At 72.6% G+C, this 19,737-nt stretch carries 18 protein-coding genes; 11 read left to right on the plus strand and 7 right to left on the minus strand.

Translation table 11 applies throughout. The features are described 5' to 3' along the window. The first annotated feature begins 9 nt into the window (after nucleotides 1-9). The 6 genes from ACIQE0_RS08055 to ACIQE0_RS08080 are packed head-to-tail and all read left to right on the plus strand — an operon-like array spanning nucleotide 10 to nucleotide 7,810. Nucleotides 10-1,287, plus strand: coding sequence for an activator-dependent family glycosyltransferase (locus ACIQE0_RS08055; protein WP_402329890.1), 1,278 nt, complete (start codon nucleotides 10-12; stop codon nucleotides 1,285-1,287). Nucleotides 1,288-1,306: 19 nt separating this feature from the next. Beyond that, nucleotides 1,307-2,611, plus strand: a complete 1,305-nt coding sequence (locus ACIQE0_RS08060) for an activator-dependent family glycosyltransferase (RefSeq protein ID WP_402329892.1) — start codon at nucleotides 1,307-1,309, stop codon at nucleotides 2,609-2,611. A 4-nt stretch (nucleotides 2,612-2,615) separates the two neighbouring features. Further along, nucleotides 2,616-3,911, plus strand: coding sequence for an activator-dependent family glycosyltransferase (locus tag ACIQE0_RS08065; RefSeq protein WP_402329894.1), 1,296 nt, complete (start codon nucleotides 2,616-2,618; stop codon nucleotides 3,909-3,911). Nucleotides 3,912-3,922: 11 nt separating this feature from the next. Further along, the gene (locus ACIQE0_RS08070) at nucleotides 3,923-5,200 is read left to right on the plus strand and encodes an activator-dependent family glycosyltransferase (RefSeq protein WP_402329896.1); all 1,278 of its coding nucleotides are present in this window, start codon (nucleotides 3,923-3,925) and stop codon (nucleotides 5,198-5,200) included. A gap of 19 nt (nucleotides 5,201-5,219) precedes the next feature. Next, on the plus strand, nucleotides 5,220-6,503 hold the full coding sequence (locus ACIQE0_RS08075; protein ID WP_366332487.1) for an activator-dependent family glycosyltransferase: 1,284 nt from the start codon (nucleotides 5,220-5,222) through the stop codon (nucleotides 6,501-6,503). Nucleotides 6,504-6,544: 41 nt separating this feature from the next. Continuing rightward, nucleotides 6,545-7,810 carry an activator-dependent family glycosyltransferase gene (locus ACIQE0_RS08080; protein WP_402329899.1) on the plus strand — a complete coding sequence of 422 codons (1,266 nt, stop codon included), beginning with the start codon at nucleotides 6,545-6,547 and terminating at the stop codon, nucleotides 7,808-7,810. A gap of 64 nt (nucleotides 7,811-7,874) precedes the next feature. Here the strand turns inward: ACIQE0_RS08080 and ACIQE0_RS08085 are convergent, their stop codons facing one another. Next, nucleotides 7,875-8,579, minus strand: a complete 705-nt coding sequence (locus ACIQE0_RS08085; protein ID WP_366332489.1) for a hypothetical protein — start codon at nucleotides 8,577-8,579, stop codon at nucleotides 7,875-7,877. A gap of 115 nt (nucleotides 8,580-8,694) precedes the next feature. Next, complete coding sequence (locus ACIQE0_RS08090) at nucleotides 8,695-9,843, minus strand: histidine kinase (RefSeq protein WP_366332490.1); 1,149 nt, start codon at nucleotides 9,841-9,843, stop codon at nucleotides 8,695-8,697. Between the two features lie 421 nt (nucleotides 9,844-10,264). Here ACIQE0_RS08090 and ACIQE0_RS08095 point away from each other — a divergent pair, with 421 nt between their 5' ends. From ACIQE0_RS08095 to sbnB, 3 genes are read left to right on the plus strand one after another with little or no spacing between them, the layout of a single operon-like run. Continuing rightward, nucleotides 10,265-11,776, plus strand: a complete 1,512-nt coding sequence (locus ACIQE0_RS08095) for a 4-hydroxyphenylacetate 3-hydroxylase N-terminal domain-containing protein (protein ID WP_366332491.1) — start codon at nucleotides 10,265-10,267, stop codon at nucleotides 11,774-11,776. 4 nt (nucleotides 11,777-11,780) lie between these two features. Beyond that, complete coding sequence (sbnA, locus tag ACIQE0_RS08100) at nucleotides 11,781-12,809, plus strand: 2,3-diaminopropionate biosynthesis protein SbnA (RefSeq protein WP_402329902.1); 1,029 nt, start codon at nucleotides 11,781-11,783, stop codon at nucleotides 12,807-12,809. Beyond that, the gene (gene sbnB, locus ACIQE0_RS08105) at nucleotides 12,803-13,792 is read left to right on the plus strand and encodes a 2,3-diaminopropionate biosynthesis protein SbnB (protein ID WP_402329904.1); all 990 of its coding nucleotides are present in this window, start codon (nucleotides 12,803-12,805) and stop codon (nucleotides 13,790-13,792) included. Before sbnA ends, sbnB begins: the two co-directional genes overlap by 7 nt. 78 nt (nucleotides 13,793-13,870) lie before the next feature. Here sbnB and ACIQE0_RS08110 read toward each other — a convergent pair whose 3' ends face one another. From ACIQE0_RS08110 to ACIQE0_RS08130, 5 genes are all read right to left on the minus strand, one after another. After that, complete coding sequence (locus tag ACIQE0_RS08110; RefSeq protein WP_366332494.1) at nucleotides 13,871-14,863, minus strand: Gfo/Idh/MocA family oxidoreductase; 993 nt, start codon at nucleotides 14,861-14,863, stop codon at nucleotides 13,871-13,873. Nucleotides 14,864-14,957: 94 nt separating this feature from the next. Beyond that, nucleotides 14,958-15,545, minus strand: a complete 588-nt coding sequence (locus ACIQE0_RS08115; protein WP_402329906.1) for a dTDP-4-dehydrorhamnose 3,5-epimerase family protein — start codon at nucleotides 15,543-15,545, stop codon at nucleotides 14,958-14,960. 100 nt (nucleotides 15,546-15,645) lie between these two features. Then, nucleotides 15,646-16,998, minus strand: coding sequence for an NDP-hexose 2,3-dehydratase family protein (locus tag ACIQE0_RS08120; protein ID WP_402329908.1), 1,353 nt, complete (start codon nucleotides 16,996-16,998; stop codon nucleotides 15,646-15,648). Between the two features lie 14 nt (nucleotides 16,999-17,012). Then, the gene (locus ACIQE0_RS08125; RefSeq protein ID WP_366332500.1) at nucleotides 17,013-18,125 is read right to left on the minus strand and encodes a DegT/DnrJ/EryC1/StrS family aminotransferase; all 1,113 of its coding nucleotides are present in this window, start codon (nucleotides 18,123-18,125) and stop codon (nucleotides 17,013-17,015) included. An 80-nt stretch (nucleotides 18,126-18,205) separates the two neighbouring features. After that, the gene (locus tag ACIQE0_RS08130) at nucleotides 18,206-18,739 is read right to left on the minus strand and encodes a GNAT family N-acetyltransferase (RefSeq protein ID WP_402329910.1); all 534 of its coding nucleotides are present in this window, start codon (nucleotides 18,737-18,739) and stop codon (nucleotides 18,206-18,208) included. Between the two features lie 381 nt (nucleotides 18,740-19,120). Here ACIQE0_RS08130 and ACIQE0_RS08135 point away from each other — a divergent pair, with 381 nt between their 5' ends. After that, nucleotides 19,121-19,447, plus strand: coding sequence for a hypothetical protein (locus ACIQE0_RS08135; protein ID WP_366332504.1), 327 nt, complete (start codon nucleotides 19,121-19,123; stop codon nucleotides 19,445-19,447). A gap of 43 nt (nucleotides 19,448-19,490) precedes the next feature. Further along, nucleotides 19,491-19,706, plus strand: coding sequence for an MbtH family NRPS accessory protein (locus ACIQE0_RS08140; RefSeq protein ID WP_366332506.1), 216 nt, complete (start codon nucleotides 19,491-19,493; stop codon nucleotides 19,704-19,706). Nucleotides 19,707-19,737: the final 31 nt, after the last annotated feature.

The following is a 19,737-nucleotide window of genomic DNA, read 5'->3' on the forward strand; positions in this document are numbered from 1 at the left end:
CCACCCGCCATGCGCGTCCTGTTCGCCACCAACCCCCACAAAAGCATCTTCCAGTACATGGCACCCCTGGCCTGGGCCCTGCGCACCGCAGGACACGAGGTCCGCTTCGCCAGCCAACCCGCCTTCACCCCCACGATCACCCAGGCCGGCCTCACCGCCGTCCCCGTCGGGCGCGACCACGCCAAGCTGTGGGCGGCCCGCGCGTCCAAGAACGGGTTCGACGCGGGCCGGGCGGGCATCGAGGAGCCCTACGACGCGTTCACCGACCCGGGGAAGGACACCTGGGAGTACCTGGCGCCCGGGATGGCCCGCGCGGTGGCCGACCGGCACCGCCAGACGGCCTTCCCGATGATCGCCGGGCTGGTGGAGTTCGCCCGGCAGTGGCGGCCGGACCTGGTCCTCTGGGACCCGCTGACCTTCGCCGGCCCGATCGCGGCCACCGCCGTCGGCGCAGCCCACGCCCGACTGCTCTTCGGCATCGACGTCCACGGCGGCGTCCGGCAGCAGTTCCTGCGGCTGAAGGCGCAGCAGCCGCCCGCGGAGCAGAGCGACCCGCTCGCCGACTGGCTGGGCGGCTACGCCCGCAAGTACGGCGCGGAGTTCAGCGAGGCCATGGTCACCGGCCACTTCACCATCGACCAGTTCCCCCGCAGCCTCCAGGTGGAGGCGCCCGAACTCGACTACATACGCTGCCAGTTCATCCCCTACGGCGGTCCCGCCACCGTCCCCAAGTGGCTCTGGCAGCAGCCCGAGAAGCCCCGCGTCGCGCTCACCATGGGCCTGAGCGCCACCGACGTCTACGACGGCTACACGGTCAACACCCAGGAGCTGCTGGACGCCCTCGCCGACCTCGACATCGAGCTGGTGGCCACCATCGCCGACGCCGAGAAGGCCAAGCTCCGCCGCGTCCCGGACAACGCCCGCCTGGTCCCGTACGTCCCCATCCACCACCTCGCCCCCACCTGCTCCGCGTTCATCCACCACGCCGGCGCCGCCACCCTCGCCACCGTCGCCCGCCACCCCGTGCCCCACCTGTCCCTGCACTACCACTACGACCAGCCGATCCTGGCCCGCAAGCTCACCGCCCACGGCGCCGGACTCGACCTGCACACCAGCCGCGCCACCGGCCAGGCCGTCCGCACCGCCGTCCAACGCCTCCTCACCGAGCCCAGGTTCACCGCACGGGCCGCCGCGCTGCGCGACGAGACCCTCGCCCTCCCCAGCCCCAACCAGCTCGTCCCGCGCCTTGAGGAACTCACCGCCCGCCACCGCACCACCCCCGCCTGAACCCCTGGAAGGCAGCCCCATGCGAGTCCTGTTCACCGCCTATCCGGAGCGCACCCACTTCCTCCTCATGGCGCCCCTGGCCTGGGCGCTGCGCACCGCCGGCCACGAGGTCCGCTTCGCCAGCCAGCCGAAGTTCACCGAGGAGATCACCCAGGCCGGGCTCACCGCCGTCCCGGTCGGCCGGGACCGGGACCTGTGGCAGATCCTGTCCCGGGACCCCGGCTGGCTGGGCCAGGCCGACAAGGGCGGCATGCCGCTGCCGTACGACGTGGCCGCGCGGGCGGACGAGGACATCACCTGGGAGTACCTCAGCGAGGGCTACGCCGCGCAGGTCGACCGCTGGCACAAGACCAGCAACGTGCCGATGGTCGCCGACCTGGTGGAGTTCGCCCGGAACTGGCAGCCGGACCTGGTCGTCTGGGAGCCGCTCACCTACGCGGGCGCGCTCGCCGCCCAGGCCGTCGGCGCCGCGCACGTCCGGCTGCTCTTCGGCACCGACATGTACGGCGTGGCCCGCGAGCACTTCCTGCGGCTGAAGGCGCAGCAGCCGGCGGACCGGCGCACCGACCCGATGGCCGACTGGCTGGGCGGCTACGCCCGCAAGTACGGCGGGGAGTTCACCGAGGAGCTGATCACCGGCCAGGCCACCGTCGACCTGGTTCCGGAGTGCCTCCAGCGCCGCGCCGCAGGCCTTGCGTACCTGCCGCTGCGGTACGTGCCCTACGGCGGCCCCGCCGTCGTCCCCGCCTGGCTGCGCCGCCCGCCGCGGCGGCCCCGGGTGGCGCTCACCCTGGGGCTGAGCACCACCGGTCACGGCGGGGAGTACGCGGTGGGCGTGCAGGACGTCCTCGACGCGCTCGGCGACCTGGACATCGAGCTGGTCGCCACCCTCGCCGAGGCCGAGCAGCGCAAGCTCGCCCGCGTCCCGGACAACACCACGGTGGCGTCCTTCCTGCCGCTGGACGCGCTCGCCGCCACCTGCGACGCGGTCATCCACCACGCCGGCTTCGGCACCCTGGCCACCACGGCGCTGCGCGGTCTGCCCCAGCTGACGCTGCCCTGGGACAACGACGGTCCGGCGCTGGCCGAGGGCGTCGCCCGGGTCGGCGCCGGGCTGATGCTGAACCCCAAGGAGGCCACCGGCGCGGACGTCCGGGAGGGCCTTGGCACCCTGCTGTCCGACCCGGGCATCCGCCGGGGCGCGGCCGGGCTGCGGGACCGGATGCTCGCCCAGCCCACCCCCAACGCGCTGGTGGCCACGCTGGAGCGGTTCGTCGCCGAGCGGCGGGACCGCGCCGCCGCCACCGCCGTGAGCGGGGGCTGACGCCGTGCGGGTCCTCTTCGTCGCCAACCCCGAGAAGGCGCACGTCCTGCCCCTGCTGCCGCTGGCGTGGGCGCTGCGGACCGCGGGCCACGAGGTGCGGGTCGCCGGCACCCCGTGGTTCACCGACGTGATCACCCAGGCCGGGCTGACCGCCGTACCGGTCGGCCGGGACTACGACCTGTGGGAGCTGCTGCGCCGCCAGATGCACACCCTCCCGGACTGGTCCTACCGGCCGGAGTTCGGCCTGCCCGCGCCCTACGACGTGGCGCACGATCCCGAGCGGGCCACCTGGGCGCATCTGACCGAGGGCTACGAGCAGATCGTGCGCCTGTGGCACAAGCCGGCCAGCTTCCCGATGATCGCCGATCTGGTCCGCTTCGCCCGCGCCTGGCAGCCCGACCTCGTGCTGTGGGAGCCGCTGGCGATGGCGGCGCCCATCGCCGCGACGGCGTGCGGTGCCGCGCACGGCCGGCTGCTGTGGAGCGTGGACGCCTTCGGCGTCACCCGCGACCACTTCCTGCGGCTGCGCGACCGGCAGCCGCGGGCGCAGCACTCCGATCCGCTCGGCGACTGGCTGGGCGGCTACGCCCGCCTGCACGGCGGGGAGTTCACCGAATCCATGGTCACCGGCCACTTCACCGTCGACCAGCTCCCGGCGTCGCTGCGGCTGGCGAGCGGCCTGCGGACCCTGCCGATGCGGTTCGTCCCCTACGGCGGGCCGGCGACGCTGCCCCGGTGGCTGTGGACCGCGCCCGAGCGGCCCCGGGTGGCCCTGACGATGGGCGTCAGCGCCACCGAGCACGGCGCCGGCTACGCGTTCAGCGTGCAGGACGTGCTCGCCTCACTGGCCGACCTCGACATCGAGGTGGTCGCCACCCTCCCCGAGGACGAGCAGCGCAAGCTCACCCGCGTCCCGGACAACGCCCGTCTGGTGCCCTATGTGCCGCTGCACGCCCTCGCGCCGACGTGCAGCCTGGCCATCCACCACGCCGGTTTCGGCACCCTCATGACGATGGCCCGACACCCTGTCCCGCAGCTCCTGCTGCCCTGGGACTTCGACGGTCCCACGCTGGCCCGCCAGGCCGCGGCCCAGGGGGGCTCGCTGGTGATCGGGGCCGACCGGGCGACCGCACCGGCGGTGCGCGAGGCGGTGCTGCGGCTGCTGGGCGAGCCCGGCTTCCGGGAACGGGCGAGCGCGCTGCGGGACGAGCTGTGCGCGCTGCCGACGCCCAACGAGCTGGTCCCCCAACTGGAGCGGCTCACCGAAGAGTTCCGCTCCCCCGCCCGCCGAACCCCATGAGGCCACCCGCCATGCGCGTCCTGTTCGCCACCAACCCCCACAAAAGCATCTTCCAGTACATGGCCCCCCTGGCCTGGGCCCTGCGCACCGCAGGACACGAGGTCCGCTTCGCCAGCCAACCCGCCTTCACCCCCACGATCACCCAGGCCGGCCTCACCGCCGTCCCCGTCGGGCGGCGCCAGAACCCCTTCCGGATGCTGGACTTCGTCGATCCCGAGGTGATCGCCGCGTCCCGGGTCGGCCTGCCGGCCCCGTGGGACGTCACCCAGGACCCGGAGCGGGCCACCTGGGACCATCTGCGCGACGGCTACGAGCTGGCCGTGGGCTCGCTGCGGGAGGACAACTTCCCCATGATCGCGGACCTGGTGGAGTTCGCCCGGCAGTGGCGGCCGGACCTGGTCCTCTGGGAACCGTTCGCCTACGCGGGCGCGATCGCGGCCACCGCCGTCGGCGCCGCGCACGCCCGGCTGCTCTTCGGCGTCGACGTCTTCGGCGTGGCCCGGGGCCATTTCCTGCGGCGGAGGGCGGAACGGCCGGCGGAGCGGTGCACCGACCCGATGGCCGACTGGCTGGGCGGCTATGCCCGCAAGTACGGCGGGGAGTTCAGCGAGGCCATGGTCAGCGGCCACTTCACCGTCGACCAGTTCCCCCGCAGCCTCCAGGTGGGGGCACCCGAACTCGACTACGTGCGCACGCAGTTCATCCCGTACGGCGGTCCCGCCACCGTTCCGAAGTGGCTGTGGCAGCAGCCCGAGAAGCCGCGGGTCGCGCTCACCATGGGGCTGACCGCCACGGACGTCTACGACAGTTACACCGTCAACACCCAGGAGGTGCTGGACTCCCTCGCCGACCTCGACATCGAGCTGGTGGCCACGATCGCCGACGCCGAGAAGGCCAGGCTCCGCCGCGTCCCGGACAACGCCCGCCTGGTCCCGTACGTCCCCATCCACCACCTCGCCCCCACCTGCTCGGCCTTCATCCACCACGCCGGGGCGGCCACCCTCGCCACCGTCGCGCGCCACCCGGTGCCGCATCTGTCCCTGCACTACCACTGGGACCAGCCGATCCTGGCCCGCAAGCTCACCGCCCACGGCGCCGGACTCGACCTGCACACCAGCCGCGCCACCGGCCAGGCCGTCCGCACCGCCGTCCAACGCCTCCTGACCGAACCGCAGTTCACCGCGCGGGCGGCCGCACTGCGCGACGAGACCCTCGCCCTGCCCACCCCCAACCAGCTCGTCCCGCGCCTCGAAGAGCTCACCGCCCGCCACCGCGCCACCCCCGCCTGAACCCCTGGAAGGCCATCCGATGCGAGTCCTGTTCGCCGTCATCCCGGAGAAGACGATCTTCCTGAGCATGGTGCCGCTGGCCTGGGCGCTGCGCACCGCGGGGCACGAGGTCCGCTTCGCCTGCCAGCCCTCGTTCGCGCCGGTCGTCACCCAGGCCGGGCTCACCGCCGTCCCGGTCGGCCGGGACAGCGATGTGTTCCGGATGGCGCGGCGGGACCCCGAGGGGCTCGAAGCGGCCCGGGTCGGCCTGCACGCGCCCTGGGACGCGGCCGAGGACCCGTCGAAGGCACGCTGGGAGCCGATGCTGGGCGGCTACTACGACGCGGTGGAGAAGGGCCACAAACCGGAGAACTTCCCCCTGATCGCCGGGCTGGTGGAGTTCGCCCGGCACTGGCGGCCGGACCTGGTCCTGTGGGACCCGCTCACCTACGCCGCCCCGATCGCGGCCACCGCCACCGGCGCCGCACACGCCCGCATCCTCTTCGGCGCCGACGTCTTCGGCGTGGCCCGCGCGCACTTCCTGCGGCTGAAGGCGCAGCAGCCCGCGGACCGGCGCACCGACCACCTCGCCCACTGGCTGGGCGGCTACGCCCGCAAGTACGGCGGGGAGTTCACCGAGGCCATGGTCACCGGCCACTTCACCGTCGACCAGTTCCCCCGCAGCCTCCAGATCGAGGCCGACGGCCTGGACTACCTGCGCATGCAGTTCGTCCCGTACAACGGCCCGGCGACGGTCCCGGGGTGGCTGTGGTCCCGGCCCGAACGCCCGCGGGTGGCACTGACGATGGGGCTGACCGCGACCGACCTCTTCGACGGCTACACCATCAGCGCCCAGGACGTCCTCGACGCCCTGGGCGAGCTCGACATCGAGGTCGTCGCGACGCTCGCGGACGCGGAGAAGTCCAGACTCCGCCGCGTCCCGGACAACGCCCGGCTGCTCCCGTTCGTACCGCTGCACGCGCTGGCGCCGACCTGCGCGGCCGTCATCCACCACGCCGGGCCGGGCACCCTCGGCACCGTCGCCCGGTACGGCGTGCCGCAGCTGTCGATCCCCTACAGCTTCGACGAACCGCTGCTGGCCCAAAAGCTCACCGAGCACGGCGCCGGCCTGGAGGTCGCGCACACCGCGGCGACCGGCCCGGCCCTCCGCGACCAGCTGCGGCGGCTGCTGGACGACGGGGCCTTCCGCGCCCGGGCCGCGGACCTGCGCACCGAACTGCTGGCCCTGCCCACCCCCAACCAGCTCGTCCCCCGCCTCGAAGAACTCACCGCCCGCCACCGCACCGGCGCCGGCCACCGCTGACGGCGCACCGCCCGCTGACGAGGAGACGGAACCGACCCACCATGCGCATTCTGTTCACCTGCTACCCCGAGCGCACCCACTTCCTGCTGATGGCACCGCTCGCCTGGGCGCTGCGCACCGCCGGCCACGACGTGCGGGTGGCCTGCCAGCCGAAGCTGACGAAGGCCGTCAACCAGGCCGGGCTGACCGCGGTGCCGGTCGGCAGCGACCGCGACCTGTGGCAGGTCGCCGGCCGGCTCAACGGCGCGGGCGCGCGACTGGCGCCGGGCCTGGCCGAGCCGTACGACGCCGCGGAGCGCGCGCCCAAGGAGATCACCCTGGACTGGCTCCGGGACGCCTACCGGGTCCGGATCGGGGCCGCCCACAAGATGACCAACGCGCCGCTGGCCGGCGCGCTCACCGAGTACGCCCAGCACTGGCGCCCCGACCTGGTCGTCTGGGAGCCGCTGACCTTCGCCGGCGCGATCGCGGCCGAGGCGACCGGCGCCGCGCACGCCCGGATGCTGATCGGCGCGGACGTCTACGGGATCGCCCGGCAGCACTTCCTGCGGCTGTCCGCGCAACAGCCGGGCGGACAGGACCCGTTGGGGTCGTGGCTGGGCGGCTACGCGGACCGCTACGGCGCGCAGTTCTCCGAGTCCATGGTCACCGGCCAGTTCAGCATCGACCTGCTGCCGCCGTCGCTCCAGGTCCACGCGCCCGGACTCGACTACCGCTCGCTGCGGTTCACGCCCTACGGCGGTCCCGCGGTCGTCCCCCGCTGGCTGTGGGAGCCGCCGCGGCGCCCCCGGGTGGCCCTGACGCTGGGGCTCACCGTCAGCGACCACGGCCTGCCCTACCCGGTCGACGTCCAGGACGTCCTGGACGCCGTCGGCGACCTGGACATCGAGCTGGTGGCGACCGTCAGCGACGCGGCCCGGCAGCGCCTGGCGCGCATCCCGGACAACGCCCGCCTGGTGCCGTACGTGCCGATGCAGGCGCTGCTGCCGACCTGCGCGGCGGTCATCCACCACGCCGGGGTGGGCACCCTCACCACCGCGGCGTTCTACGGCGTGCCCCAACTGGCGCTGCCCTGGGACGTGGACCAGCCGCTGCTGTCGTCGCGGCTGGCCGCGCACGGCGCCGGCCTCACCACGCACGCCACCCGGGCCACCGGGGAGAGCGTCCGGGCCGCCCTGCTCAGGCTGCTGGAGGACGGCGCCTTCCGGGAGCGGGCCCGGGACCTGCGGGCGGAACTGCGCGCCGTCCCGCACGCCAACGCGGTGGCCCGGGACCTGGTGGAGCAGGTGGCCGCGGCGCGCGGATGAGGCGCGGGCCGCGGGAGCGCGGCGGAGGTGGGGCGGCGGGGCGGGGCGCGCCGCCGCCCCGGCCTCACCGCTTCAGCGTGCGCCAGTACTGCCGCTTGTCCTTGTCCCGCACGACCACGCCGGCCTCCACCAACTCGCCGCGCAGCTCCCGGAGCTGGTCGCCTGAGCCGGGCTTGCGCAGCAGCTCCTCGCGGGCCTTGAGCAGCACATGCGCCTGCGCCGGCAGCTTCTTGCTCTCCGGCACCCAGAGCTGGAACTCCTTCTTGTACGGGTCCTCGTCGGCCCAGGTGTAGCCGTGCGCGGCGAAGGCCACGGACAGCCGGCGGCGCTCCTGGTCGCAGTCCTCCCGGGCGAGTTCCTCGGTGCGGTGGCCGAGCAGCACCAGCTGCTTGCCGTCGAGGAAGGCCATCGCGACGTCCGAGGCCGCGAACTCCCGCGGCTCGCCCTTGCGCGTGAGGACGACCCGGTTGTCGTCGACGCTCACCGACAGCTCGCTGAACTTGATGATCGCGCCGCCGACCAGCCCGATGAGGCCGCCCGCGGCCACCACCCCGATGGTCAGCCCGGGCTCCGGGATCGAGGCCAGCAGCTTCGCCGGGCCCTGCATGGGCGCCCAGGGCAGCGTCACCAGCCACTTCGCGATCACCTTGATCAGCCAGCCGAGCCCCGCCCCGATCAGCCCGAACACGACACAGACCAGCATTTGTCCCAGGATCGGCTCGGCGACCACCGTGGGCTGGTCGGCCTTCGGGTTCAGCTCTTTCGGCACAGCTAGATCACTCCCACTCATAGCTCGGAAACCCCGCGCGGGGCGCCCCTTGACATCGAAAAGCCCGTATCCGTGCGCGGCGCACGATCCGCCCGTCCGCACCACCGGGCCGGCGCTACGCCTCCCGCGGCCACGGCAGCGCCGCCGCGACCTCCCAGCCGCCGTCGCCGGCCGGGCCGTACTCCAGTCGTCCGCCGGCCAGTGCCACCCGCTCGGCCAGCCCCGCCAGCCCCTGCCCCGCGGCGGCGCCCGCCGGGGCGGCGGGCCGGGTGCCGGCCGCGGCGTTGGCCACCTCGACGGTGAGCCCCTCCCCCGCCTTCCCGGTCACCTGGACGCGAGCGGCCGCCCCGGGGGCGTGCTTGCGGACGTTGGTGAGCGCTTCCTGGACGACCCGGTAGGCGGTGCGGCCGATCAGGTCGGGGGCGGCCTCCGGGATCTCCTTGAGCAGGCGCACCCGCATCCCGGCCGCACACGACTCTGCGACAAGCCGGTGCACATCGGCCAGGGTGGGCTGGGGCAGTTCACCGGCCGGCGCCCGCAGCACGCCCAGCACCTCGCGCAGGTCCTGGAGCGCCTGGTGCGCGCTCTCCCTGATCACCCCCGCGGCCCGGGCGACGTCCTCGCTGGGGGCGTCGGGGCGGTACTCCAGGGCACCGGCGTGCAGGGCCAGCAGCGACAGCCGGTGGCCCAGGACGTCGTGCATCTCCCTGGCCACCTCCTCCCGGGCCCGCAGCTGGACCTGTTCGGCGCGCAGCGCGGCCTGGGCCGCGACCTGCACCAGGAGTTTGCGCCGGTGGTGGATGAACAGGCCCCAACCGACCGCGCCGGCCTGGACGATGGTGCCGAAGAGGAAGAAGTGGAAGGCCGGCAGCGCCGCGTCGGGGCGGATGAAGACATCGGAGACGACCGGCAGCAGGCCGGCGGTGTAGACGACCGCGGTGGTCCGCGGGGAGCGGTGGACCGCGACCGAGAACAGCGCGACCAGCATCGCGCCGGCCACCATCTCGAACAGCACCGAGAGGCCGATCAGCACGAAGGCGACCTCGACCGGCTTGCGCCGGCGCAGCCACAGCAGGACGCAGCCGAACACCCCGGCCATCTGCTCGACGTCGGCCCAGTCGAGGCCGATCCCGGGGTCCGCCGGTGCGCGGCCCTTGGCGCTCACCACGCCGTAGGCCACCGCAAGGAGGAACAGCGCGGTGTCCACGGTCCAGTCCCGTGGACTCCGTCGCACGGGCGCGGAAGCGGTCAGGGAGTCGGGCACGATCGGGACTTTACCGGCGTGATCCCTTCCCGAGGACGGGTCGGCCGATGGACGATACCTTGGTCGGACCGCCCGGGACTTTAGTTTCGGGCGGCTCCCCGGGACAGCATCGCGTACGCCCGGCCCCGTCTCGCCGGCGGGACGGCAACAGCCCCTCCACAGCGGCCCGGCGGAGCGTTCCCGCCCCGCTCCGCCGCCGTTCACCGACCCGTGGACCGCCGCGCCCGCCCCTGCCAAGTCCGGTGCGGCCGCTGCCTGTTGACGCGGGCGGCCCGCCGCCACCGGTGCGCCGCCGTCCGGATGCTCCCCTGCCCCGCCGCCGAGGCAGCCGCCGCAGGCCGGCTGCCCTTTTCTGCGAGAGAAGGCCGAGTTGACCACAGCGTCAGGTACGAACACGGACGCGCCGAACAACGACCGTCCGATGACCGGTGCCGCATACCTGGAGTCCCTGCGGGACGGGCGCGAGGTCTATATCCACGGCGAGCGGGTCCGGGACGTCACCGCGCACCCCGCGTTCCGCAACAGCGCCCGCTCGCTCGCGCAGCTCTACGACGTGCTGCACGCACCGGAGTCCCGCGGGGTGCTGAGCGTGCCCACGGACACCGGGAACGGCGGCTTCACCCACCCGTTCTTCAAGACCGCCACGAGCGCCGAGGACCTGGTCACCGCGCGCGACGCGATCGTGGCCTGGCAGCGCCTGGTCTACGGCTGGATGGGCCGCACCCCCGACTACAAGGCGGCGTTCTTCGGGACCCTGAAGGCGAACGCGGACTTCTACGGGCCCTTCCGGGACAACGCGCTGACCTGGTACCGCCGGGCGCAGGAGCAGGTGCTGTTCTTCAACCACGCGATCGTCCACCCGCCGGTGGACCGCGACCGGCCGGCCGACCGGACCGCCGACGTCTGCGTGCACGTCGAGGAGGAGACCGACGCCGGCCTGGTGGTCTCCGGCGCCAAGGTCGTGGCGACCTCCTCGGCGCTGACCAACGCCAACCTCATCGCGCACATGGGCCTGCCGCTGCGCGACAAGCGGTTCGGCGTGATGTTCACGCTGCCGATGAACGCCCCCGGCCTGAAGCTGTTCTGCCGCACCTCCTACGAGATGCACGCCGCGCTGCTGGGGAGCCCCTTCGACTACCCGCTGTCGAGCCGGCTGGACGAGAACGACTCCATCATGGTCCTGGACCGGGTGCTGGTCCCCTGGGAGAACGTGTTCATGTACGACGCGGTGGCGGCCAACGCGTTCGCCACCCGCTCCGGCTTCCTGGAGCGCTTCACCTTCCACGGCTGCACCCGGCTGGCGGTGAAGCTGGACTTCATCGCGGGGTGCCTGCTGAAGGCGGTGGAGGTGACCGGCACCTCCGGGTTCCGGGGCGTCCAGGCGCAGATCGGCGAGGTGCTCAACTGGCGCGACATGTTCTGGGGCATGTCGGATGCGATGGCGAAGTCGCCCACCCCGTGGGTGGGCGGCGCGGTCCAGCCCAACCTCAACTACGGCCTGGCGTACCGGACGTTCATGGGCATCGGCTATCCGCGGATCAAGGAGATCATCCAGCAGACCGTCGGCAGCGGCCTGATCTACCTCAACTCGCACTCCAGCGACTGGAAGAACCCGCAGATCCGCCCGTACCTCGACCGCTATCTGCGCGGTTCGCGGGGCGTCGAGGCGGTGGACCGGGTCAAGCTGCTGAAGCTGCTGTGGGACGCGGTCGGCACCGAGTTCGCCGGCCGGCACGAGCTGTACGAGCGGAACTACGGCGGCGACCACGAGGGCATCCGGGTGCAGACCCTGCTGAGCTACCAGGCGCGCGGCCAGGCGGACTCCCTGAAGGGGTTCGCGGACCAGTGCCTGGCGGAGTACGACCTCGACGGCTGGACCCGGCCGGACCTGTTCGGCCCGGAGGACCTGCCGCGCCTGTCCACCGGGGGCTGACGCGGTGGCCGCACAACCGCTCAAGGGCATCCTCGCGACGGTGGGCGACACCCCGCTGGTCGAGCTGGAGCGCCTGGCCGCCGCGCTCGACCTCCCGTTCCGAGTGTTCGCCAAGGTCGAGCGCTTCAACCCCGGCGGCAGCATCAAGGACCGGTCGGCGCTGAGCATGCTGCGCGAGGCCCTGCGCACCGGCGAGGCGGTCCCCGGCCGGACCACGGTGATCGAGTCCAGTTCGGGGAACCTCGCCATCGGCCTGGCGCAGATCTGCTGCTACTACGGGCTGCGCCTCGTCTGCGTCGTGGACGCCCGCACCACCGAGCAGAACCTGGCGATCCTGCGTGCCTACGGCGCCGAGGTCGAGGTGGTCACCGAGCCCGATCCGGCCTCCGGCGCGTATCTGCCGCAACGGCTGCGCCGGGTCGCCCGGTTGGCGGCCGCGCTCCCGGACGCCTACGTACCGGGCCAGTACGGGAACCCGTTCAACCCCCGGGCCCATCTGGAGACCATGCGCGAGATCGACCGGTCCCTGGACGGCGCGGTGGACTACCTGTTCTGCGCGGCCGGCACCACGGGGACGCTGAACGGCTGCGCCGCCTACGTGCGGCAGCACGCGCTGCCGACGACGGTCGTCGCGGTGGACGCGGTCGGCAGCAAGATCTTCGGCTCGCCGGCGGCGTGCCCCCGGCTCATCCCCGGGCACGGCGCCGCCGTGGTGCCGGCCCTGTTCGATCCCACGGCCGCGGACCGCGTGGTGCACGTCGGCGACCTGGACGCGGTGGTCGGCTGCCGGCGCCTGGTGCGGCACGAGGCGCTGCTGGCCGGGGGCTCCTCCGGCGCGCTGGTCGCCGCGCTGGCCAAGGCCGCGCCGGACATCCGGCCCGGGTCCTGCTGCGTGCTGGTCCTGCCGGACGGCGGCGACCGCTATCTGGACACCATCTACTCCGACGCCTGGGTGCGTCACCACTTCGGCGAGGTCACGCACCTGTGGGCGGAACCGGCCTCGCCCGACCCGAAGGAGACCGTTTCGTGCTGATCATCCGCCACGACGAGGTCCGGGACGCCCTGCGAGGCCAGGAGCGGCAGGTGCTGGCCCTGGTGGACGAGACCTACCGGCTGCACGACGAGGGCCGCACCGCCCTGCCGCACTCGGTGTTCCTGCGCTTCCCCGACCGGGCCCGGGACCGCATCATCGGCCTGCCCGCCTACGTGGGCGGGCCGGACGCGGTCGCCGGCATGAAGTGGATCGCCAGCTTCCCCGGGAACGTCGCCGACGGCAGGGCCCGCGCCAGCGCCGCCATGCTGCTGAACTCCATGGCCGACGGCACCCCCGAGGCGCTGATCGAGGCGTCGCTGATCTCGGCCCAGCGCACCGCGGCCTCCGCCGCGCTGGCCGCCGCCCGGCTCGTCCCCGACCCCGCGCCGCGCGGTATCGCCCTGATCGGCACCGGCCCGATCAACCGCGAGGTGCTGCGCTTCACCAGGGCCCACCTCCCGTCCCTGCGCGAGGCGGTGGTCTTCGACCTGGACCGCACCCGTGCCGCGGCCTTCGCCGACCGGGCCGGGGAGGTGGCCCCCGACGTCACGTTCACCGTCGCCGACCGGGTGGAGCAGGCCCTGGCCGGCCACCCGCTGGTCTCCCTCGCGACCTCCGCGGTGGAACCCCATCTGGACCTGACCGCCTGCCCGCCCGGCGCGACGGTCCTGCACGTCTCGCTGCGCGACCTGACCGTCGAGGCGGTCCTCGGCGCCCAGAACGTGGTCGACGACGCCGACCACGTCTGCCGCGAGCGGACCACCCTCCACCTGGCCGAACTGGCCACCGGCGGCCGGGACTTCATCGACGCGCCGCTCGGCGCCCTGCTGCGCGGCAGTACGCCGTTCCGCCGCGACCCGGCGCGGACCGCGATCTTCTCGCCCTTCGGCCTCGGCATCCTGGACCTCGCCCTGGCCCGCTGGGTGCGCGACGCGGCCCTGGCCCACGGCACGGGCACCCGCATCGAGGGCTTCCTTCCCTAGGGCCTGCACGCACGCCGATGGCCGTGCCCTCCGCGGAGCGGACGGGCACGGCCATCGGCGTGCGTGCGGTGCGCCGCTTCAGACCTCGACCAGCAGCGCCTTCTGCCGGATCTCCTCGATCAGCGCGGCCTGCCGCAGTGAGCCCTCCTGCTGCGCGGAGACGTCCTGGCCGCCGAGCACCGCGCCGACGAAGGTGTCGATGACGTTGGCGAACTGGTGGTCGGCGGGCAGCACGAACTGCTCGGCGTGGTCCTGCCGCTCGATCCGCATCACGGGCTGGTAGGTCTCCGGCGGGGTGAACGCCCGGTCCAGGGTGAGGCGTCCGGTGCTGCCGGAGAGGCTGTAGGTGTTGCGGTAGGAGTGCTCCATGCCGAACGTCAGCCGGGCCGGGACCCCCTTGGGCGTGAACAGCAGCACGCTGCCGGACATCACCACGCCCCGTTCCCGGTCGTGCCGGAACACCGCGCCGGCTACCCGCAGATCGCTGCCGAGGAAGAACTGCGCCGCCCGCACCGGATAGCCCCCGAAGTCCAGGAAGGCGCCGCCGCCGACGTCGCGCTGGTAGCGGATGTCGCCCTCGGGCTTCGGCGGGATGGTGAACGCGCTGGAGAAGCCCCGGAGTTCGCCGATGGCGTCCTCGGCCAGGGCCTTGTGCACCGCGGTGTGCTGGGAGTGGTAGAGGAACATGTAGTTCTCCAGCAGCACCAGGCGGCGCTCCCGGGCCCTGGCCACCAGCTGCTCGGTGTCCTCGCGGCCGGCCGTCAGCGGCTTCTCGACCAGGACGTGCTTGCCCGCGTCCAGCGCCTTGCCGACCCACTCGGCGTGCAGCAGACCGGGCAGCGGGATGTAGACGGCGTCGACGTCGGCCCGGTCGAGCAGGGCGTCGTAGCCTTCCAGCGGCACCCCGCCGAACCGTTCGGTGAACCGCGCTGCGGACCGTTCGTCCCGGCTGGCGATGGCCGTGACCCGCACGGCGCGGTTGCCCGCCATCGCCGGAAGCGTCCGCCGCCAGGCGATATCCGCACACCCCATGATCCCGATGCGCAGTCGATCGCTCGTGCTCTTAAACATGTGGGAGAACTCCGCTCAGCGTGGGAAGCGTGGGACGAGAAGAAGGGGAGCGGTCGCCTGTGCCGCGGGGCGAGGAGGCCCTAGTGCCGCGGCACTAGGGCTTGCCCAGCGCCGCGTAGTGGGCCAGGCACTCCTCATAGGCGGGCAGCATGCCGCGGGACACCGCCTCGGCCAGGGTGGGCGCCGTGGCGTCCTTCTCCGACATGACCGGCGGCTCCGCGAGCCCCCAGGGGATGCCGATGTCCGGGTCCAGGGGGTTGACCTCGATCATCGTGCCGGGGACGTACGCCTCCGAACACAGGTAGTTCATGCAGGCGTTGTCGGTGAGGGTCAAGAAGGCGTGGCCGATGCCGTCGGCCAGGTACACCGCGGTGCCGGACTCCTCGTCCTGCGGTGTCACGTCGTAGCTGCCGAAGGTGGGCGAGCCCACCCGCAGGTCCACCGCGACGTCCAGGACCGCGCCCCGCACGCAGGTGACCAACTTGGCCTGGCCGGGCGGCAGGGAGGTGCTGTGGATACCGCGCATGGTGTTCCGGCGGCTGACGGAGTAGTTCGCCTGCCCGACCGTGAACGGATAGCCGATGATCTCCGTGAGCGTCTCGGCCCGGAACGCCTCGAAGAACGAACCGCGCAGGTCCGGGATCTTGTTGGGGACGATGCGATATGCCCCCTTGATTGACATTTCGGTTACGCGTGCCGCGTCAAACATGGCCCACCAGTCTCAGAGGTCGCTAGGTCCAGTCGAGAGGTCCCCCGCGTACGGGTCGCCCGGCCCCGCCCGCTCAGCACAGGCTCAGCAGGCAGGTGAGCAGGGAGCGGGCCTCGATGTTGAGGTAGTGGCCGTGGCGCAGGAGGTCGGTCAGCTGCCGGGCCGTCATCCAGCACAGGTGCGGCGGCACGTCGAGCGGGAAGTCCTCGCCGGCCTCGATGATCTGGTAGCGGGTCAGCGCGTGGTGGAACCGCCCGCCCTCCTCCGAGAGCACATGGTCGTAGCGCACGGTGCCGCCGCCGGGCTGGAGGGTCTCGCGCAGGAAGTCCTCCTGGACGGCGTCCAGGCCCTGGCCCGGGTGCAGATGCACCGTCGGCGCCATCTCCACCTGGTCCATCAGGCCGTACTCCGGCCGGGCCCGCACCAGCAGGTGCAGCACCCCGCCGATGGACCGGGCCACGAACACCGCCCGGCCCTCGCCGCGCGGGTACAGCAGCGGCTGCGTCCAGCGGGTGACCTCCCGCGTCCCGGCCGCGACCCGCACCGCGATGATGCGGAAGTTCTCCGCCTTCTCGTCGGTGATCTCCCAGTCGTCCCGCCGCCAGCCGGCGACCTGCGACAGCGGCACCAGCCGGGCGGTCCAGTCGCAGTGGGTCTTCGCCTCGGTGAACCAGCTCAGGATGGCGCCCGCGCTGTCCGGCACGGACCGGCTCCGGGCCGCGCCCTGGTACTGGTACGAGCGCACCAGCGCGTCCCGGAACGCGTCGCCGCCGGTCCGCTCGGCCTCGTCGGGGAGCATGAACGGCATGCACGACAGCACCGTGCGGGCGTCCATGTTGACGAGGTTGTCCGCCGTCATCAGCGCCCGCAGCTGGTCGATGGTCAGCCAGCAGAAGTTCTCGTGCAGCGGCACGTCCCCGGTCGCGAGCACCACCATGTTGCGGTTGCGCTTGCGCCAGAACCAGGCACCCTGTTCCGACTGGAGGACGTCGACCAGCACCTGGCCGCGCCGCGGGCCGGTGAAGTGCTCCAAGTACCGGGTGCCGGAGCCCTGGTGGACCTTCATGTAGTTGCTGCGGGTGGCCTGCACGGTGGGCGAGAGCTGGATGGTGTTGGCGTTCCCCGGCTCCATCTTGGCCTGCATCAGGCAGTGCAGGACCCCGTCGAACTCCTTGACGAGGATGCCGAGGATGCCGATCTCCGGCTGGTTGATGACCGGTTGGGACCACAGCTCCGCGCCGCCGTTGCCGCCGGCGCGGACCTGGAGCCCCTCGACCGTGAAGAACCGCCCACTGGTGTGGCCGAGGTTGCCGGTCCCCGGCTCGAACCCCCAGGCGTCCAGGTCGTCGAAGGCAATGCGCTCCACCGAGAACCCGCCCGCCTGGCGGCGTTCGGCCCACCAGGCGTGGAACTCGGCCGTGGACATGAGGCTCACCGCGGTCAGAGCCTTCCCATGACGTCGAACACCGCGTCGATGACCCGCTCCTGCTCCGCGTCGGACAGCGACGGGTACATCGGCAGCGAGAAGATCTCGTCGGCCACCCGGGTGGTGACCGGCAGCGCGTCCTTGGCGTAGCCGAGGTGGGCGAAGCCGGACTGGGTGTGCACCGGCCACGGGTAGCTGATGTTCAGCGCGATGTCGTGCCGGGCCTTGAGGTCCGCCATGAGCGCGTCCCGGCGCGGGTGGCGGACGACGTAGACGTAGTAGACGTGGTCGTTGCCGGCCGCGGTCACCGGGGTGACCAGGTCGGTGCCCTTGAACGCCGCCGCGTACCGGTCGGCCAGCGCCCGGCGGCGGGCGACGTAGCCGTCGAGGCGGGTGAGCTTGCGGCGCAGGATCTCGGCCTGCACCTCGTCGAGCCGGGCGTTGTGGCCGGGCGTCTCGACGACGTAGTAGCGGTCCTCCATGCCGTAGAAGCGCAGGCGCCGCAGCCGGGCGTCGACCTCCGGGTCGTCGGTCACCGCGGCGCCGGCGTCGCCGTACGCGCCGAGCACCTTGGTCGGGTAGAAGGAGAACGCCGCGGCGTCGCCCATCGTGCCGGCGAGCGCGCCGTGGTGGCGGGCGCCGTGCGCCTGCGCGCAGTCCTCCAGGACGACCAGGTCGTGCTGGGCGGCCAGGGCCTTGAGCGGCGCCATGTCGACGCACTGGCCGTACAGGTGCACCGGGAGCAGGCACCGGGTGCGCGGCGTCAGGGCGGCGGCGACCTGGTCGACCTCCATCAGGTAGGTGTCGGGGTGGACGTCGACGAACACCGGGGTGGCACCGACGGCGTTGATCGCCACGACGGTGGGGGCCGCGGTGTTGGAGACCGTGATCACCTCGTCCCCGGGGCCGACGCCCAGCGCGCGCAGGGCGAGGACGATGGCGTTGGTGCCGTTGTCGACACCGACGCAGTGGGCGAGGCCGTGGTAGTCGGCGAATTCCGCCTCGAAGCCCTTGACGCTCTTCCCCAGCACCAGCTGCCCGGAGCCGAACACCGTGTCCACCGCGTCGAGAATGTCCGCGCGTTCCTTGTCGTACTCCGGCAGGTAACCCCACACATGCTGGGTCATCGCGGCACGTCACCTCCAACAGGGTTTGCCGTCAGGATCGAAGAGTTGGCCGTGCGGAGGCGGACGCCGCCCGGCCGGTTTCAGACGCTCTGCTTGAGCAGGGCCACACCGTGCGTGTTCCAGTCGTCACGGTGGACGGCGAAGATGTGGACGTCCCACAACCTGCCGTGGAAATACGTGTGGTCGGGCAGGACCGCCTCGGGGCGCACCAGGTCGGTGCCGGCCGCCCCGAAGCCGAGCGCACCGGTGTCCGGCGACGTCCGGTGGACGTAGACCTTGCGGACCCGCCACATGGCGAAGGCGAAGTTGACGGTCAGCGCATGGACGTCGCCGGCGAGTGCGGCCGCCTCCGGTCCGGCGAGGTGGACCTCGACCTGGACGTGCCCGGCGGGCGTCGCGGTGGAGACGGTGCTCAGCCCGACGACCTCGTCGGTGTCCTTCCGGTGCACCAGGAAGCACGCCGAGAGCCCCTCGCCGAAATTCTTGACGAAGGTGTCCAGCACGGGAAGTCCCGCGGCCCCCAATTGAAAGAGGATCCGGTATGCCTCGGTGGCGTCCTGCGGCCCGGCCGGGCGCAGCGCGACCCGCCCGGTCTCGGTGTGCGGAAACAACATTGACCCTCTGCCTCTTTCAGCGTGGTTGACCCAGGCCGCCAACGCAGGGAAAATCCCTGGCTTTTCCGTACCGCTTTCTATACCGCGGGGAATACGGGCGGCAATGCCGTGGCCGGTGATATCCGATCGGCTCGGGCCCTGGAATCACCGGACGGTAGGCAGGCCCGCCCCCGGCGGTCAAGCAGGCGATCGGGACTCTTGCGGCGGTTGTCTCGCCGGCGGGACGGCGGGCACGGAACCCGAGGTCACCTCGTTGCCCCCGGGCCGTGCCGCGGGCTACGTTCGGGCCCGATCAGCCACAGGACTTTCTTTCCGTTCGGATGCCCGCCGCACGGCGGAGAATTCAACCGCGTGAGCGGCCAAGGAGCGTAGACGAAAACCATGTTGGACAACGCCACTGCCACCGAGAGCAACGCCCCGACCTTCCTCGACGAATTCACCGAGCTGATTCGCCGTACCGCCGCTACGATTTGCGCCGAGCAGCCGGACGTCCCGGAGCCGGAAGAGCTGCGCGACCTGGATTCGTTCTCCATGGTCCAGGTGCTGCTCGACCTGGAGAACGAGCTCGAACTGAAGGTGCTCGAAGAGCTCGAGGGATTCGAGGGCCGGACGTTCCGCGAGATCGCGGAGCACATCGCCGGTGTCGCGGAACGCAACGGCAGCTACGAGGAGTTCCAGGCGAAGGTCCGCCGCATCATCGCGGACTGACCGGCCGCGCCGCCCCGCCCCGCCCCCGACCCTGGGATCCCGCATGGACGACCACAGCAGCGACCACACCCACCGCGTGGTCCGCAACGACGAGGAACAGTTCTCGATCTGGTGGGCCGACCGGCCGCTGCCGGACGGCTGGTACGCCGAGGGCACCGAAGGCAGCCGCGAGGAGTGCCTGGCCCACATCGACGCGGTGTGGACCGACATGCGGCCGCTGAGCCTGCGCCGCCGGATGGAACGGTCCGCCGCCGGCTGAACCGCCCCGGGGATCTGCCCCGGGGACCTGG

Origin of the sequence: Streptomyces sp. NPDC093097, from assembly GCF_044754325.1 — a bacterium.
In the GTDB taxonomy this organism is placed as follows: Bacteria; Actinomycetota; Actinomycetes; order Streptomycetales; family Streptomycetaceae; genus Streptomyces.

What these genes read in the sequence shown, in the direction of transcription:
- ACIQE0_RS08055 (WP_402329890.1), top strand. Translation starts at nt 10, where the DNA reads ATGCGCGTCCTGTTCGCCACCAACCCCCACAAAAGCATCTTCCAGTAC.
- ACIQE0_RS08060 (WP_402329892.1), top strand. Translation starts at nt 1,307, where the DNA reads ATGCGAGTCCTGTTCACCGCCTATCCGGAGCGCACCCACTTCCTCCTC.
- ACIQE0_RS08070 (WP_402329896.1), top strand. Translation starts at nt 3,923, where the DNA reads ATGCGCGTCCTGTTCGCCACCAACCCCCACAAAAGCATCTTCCAGTAC.
- ACIQE0_RS08075 (WP_366332487.1), top strand. Translation starts at nt 5,220, where the DNA reads ATGCGAGTCCTGTTCGCCGTCATCCCGGAGAAGACGATCTTCCTGAGC.
- ACIQE0_RS08080 (WP_402329899.1), top strand. Translation starts at nt 6,545, where the DNA reads ATGCGCATTCTGTTCACCTGCTACCCCGAGCGCACCCACTTCCTGCTG.
- ACIQE0_RS08095 (WP_366332491.1), top strand. Translation starts at nt 10,265, where the DNA reads ATGACCGGTGCCGCATACCTGGAGTCCCTGCGGGACGGGCGCGAGGTC.
- ACIQE0_RS08110 (WP_366332494.1), bottom strand. Translation starts at nt 14,863, where the DNA reads ATGTTTAAGAGCACGAGCGATCGACTGCGCATCGGGATCATGGGGTGT.
- ACIQE0_RS08115 (WP_402329906.1), bottom strand. Translation starts at nt 15,545, where the DNA reads ATGTCAATCAAGGGGGCATATCGCATCGTCCCCAACAAGATCCCGGAC.
- ACIQE0_RS08120 (WP_402329908.1), bottom strand. Translation starts at nt 16,998, where the DNA reads ATGTCCACGGCCGAGTTCCACGCCTGGTGGGCCGAACGCCGCCAGGCG.
- ACIQE0_RS08125 (WP_366332500.1), bottom strand. Translation starts at nt 18,125, where the DNA reads ATGACCCAGCATGTGTGGGGTTACCTGCCGGAGTACGACAAGGAACGC.
- ACIQE0_RS08130 (WP_402329910.1), bottom strand. Translation starts at nt 18,739, where the DNA reads ATGTTGTTTCCGCACACCGAGACCGGGCGGGTCGCGCTGCGCCCGGCC.
- ACIQE0_RS08135 (WP_366332504.1), top strand. Translation starts at nt 19,121, where the DNA reads ATGTTGGACAACGCCACTGCCACCGAGAGCAACGCCCCGACCTTCCTC.
- ACIQE0_RS08140 (WP_366332506.1), top strand. Translation starts at nt 19,491, where the DNA reads ATGGACGACCACAGCAGCGACCACACCCACCGCGTGGTCCGCAACGAC.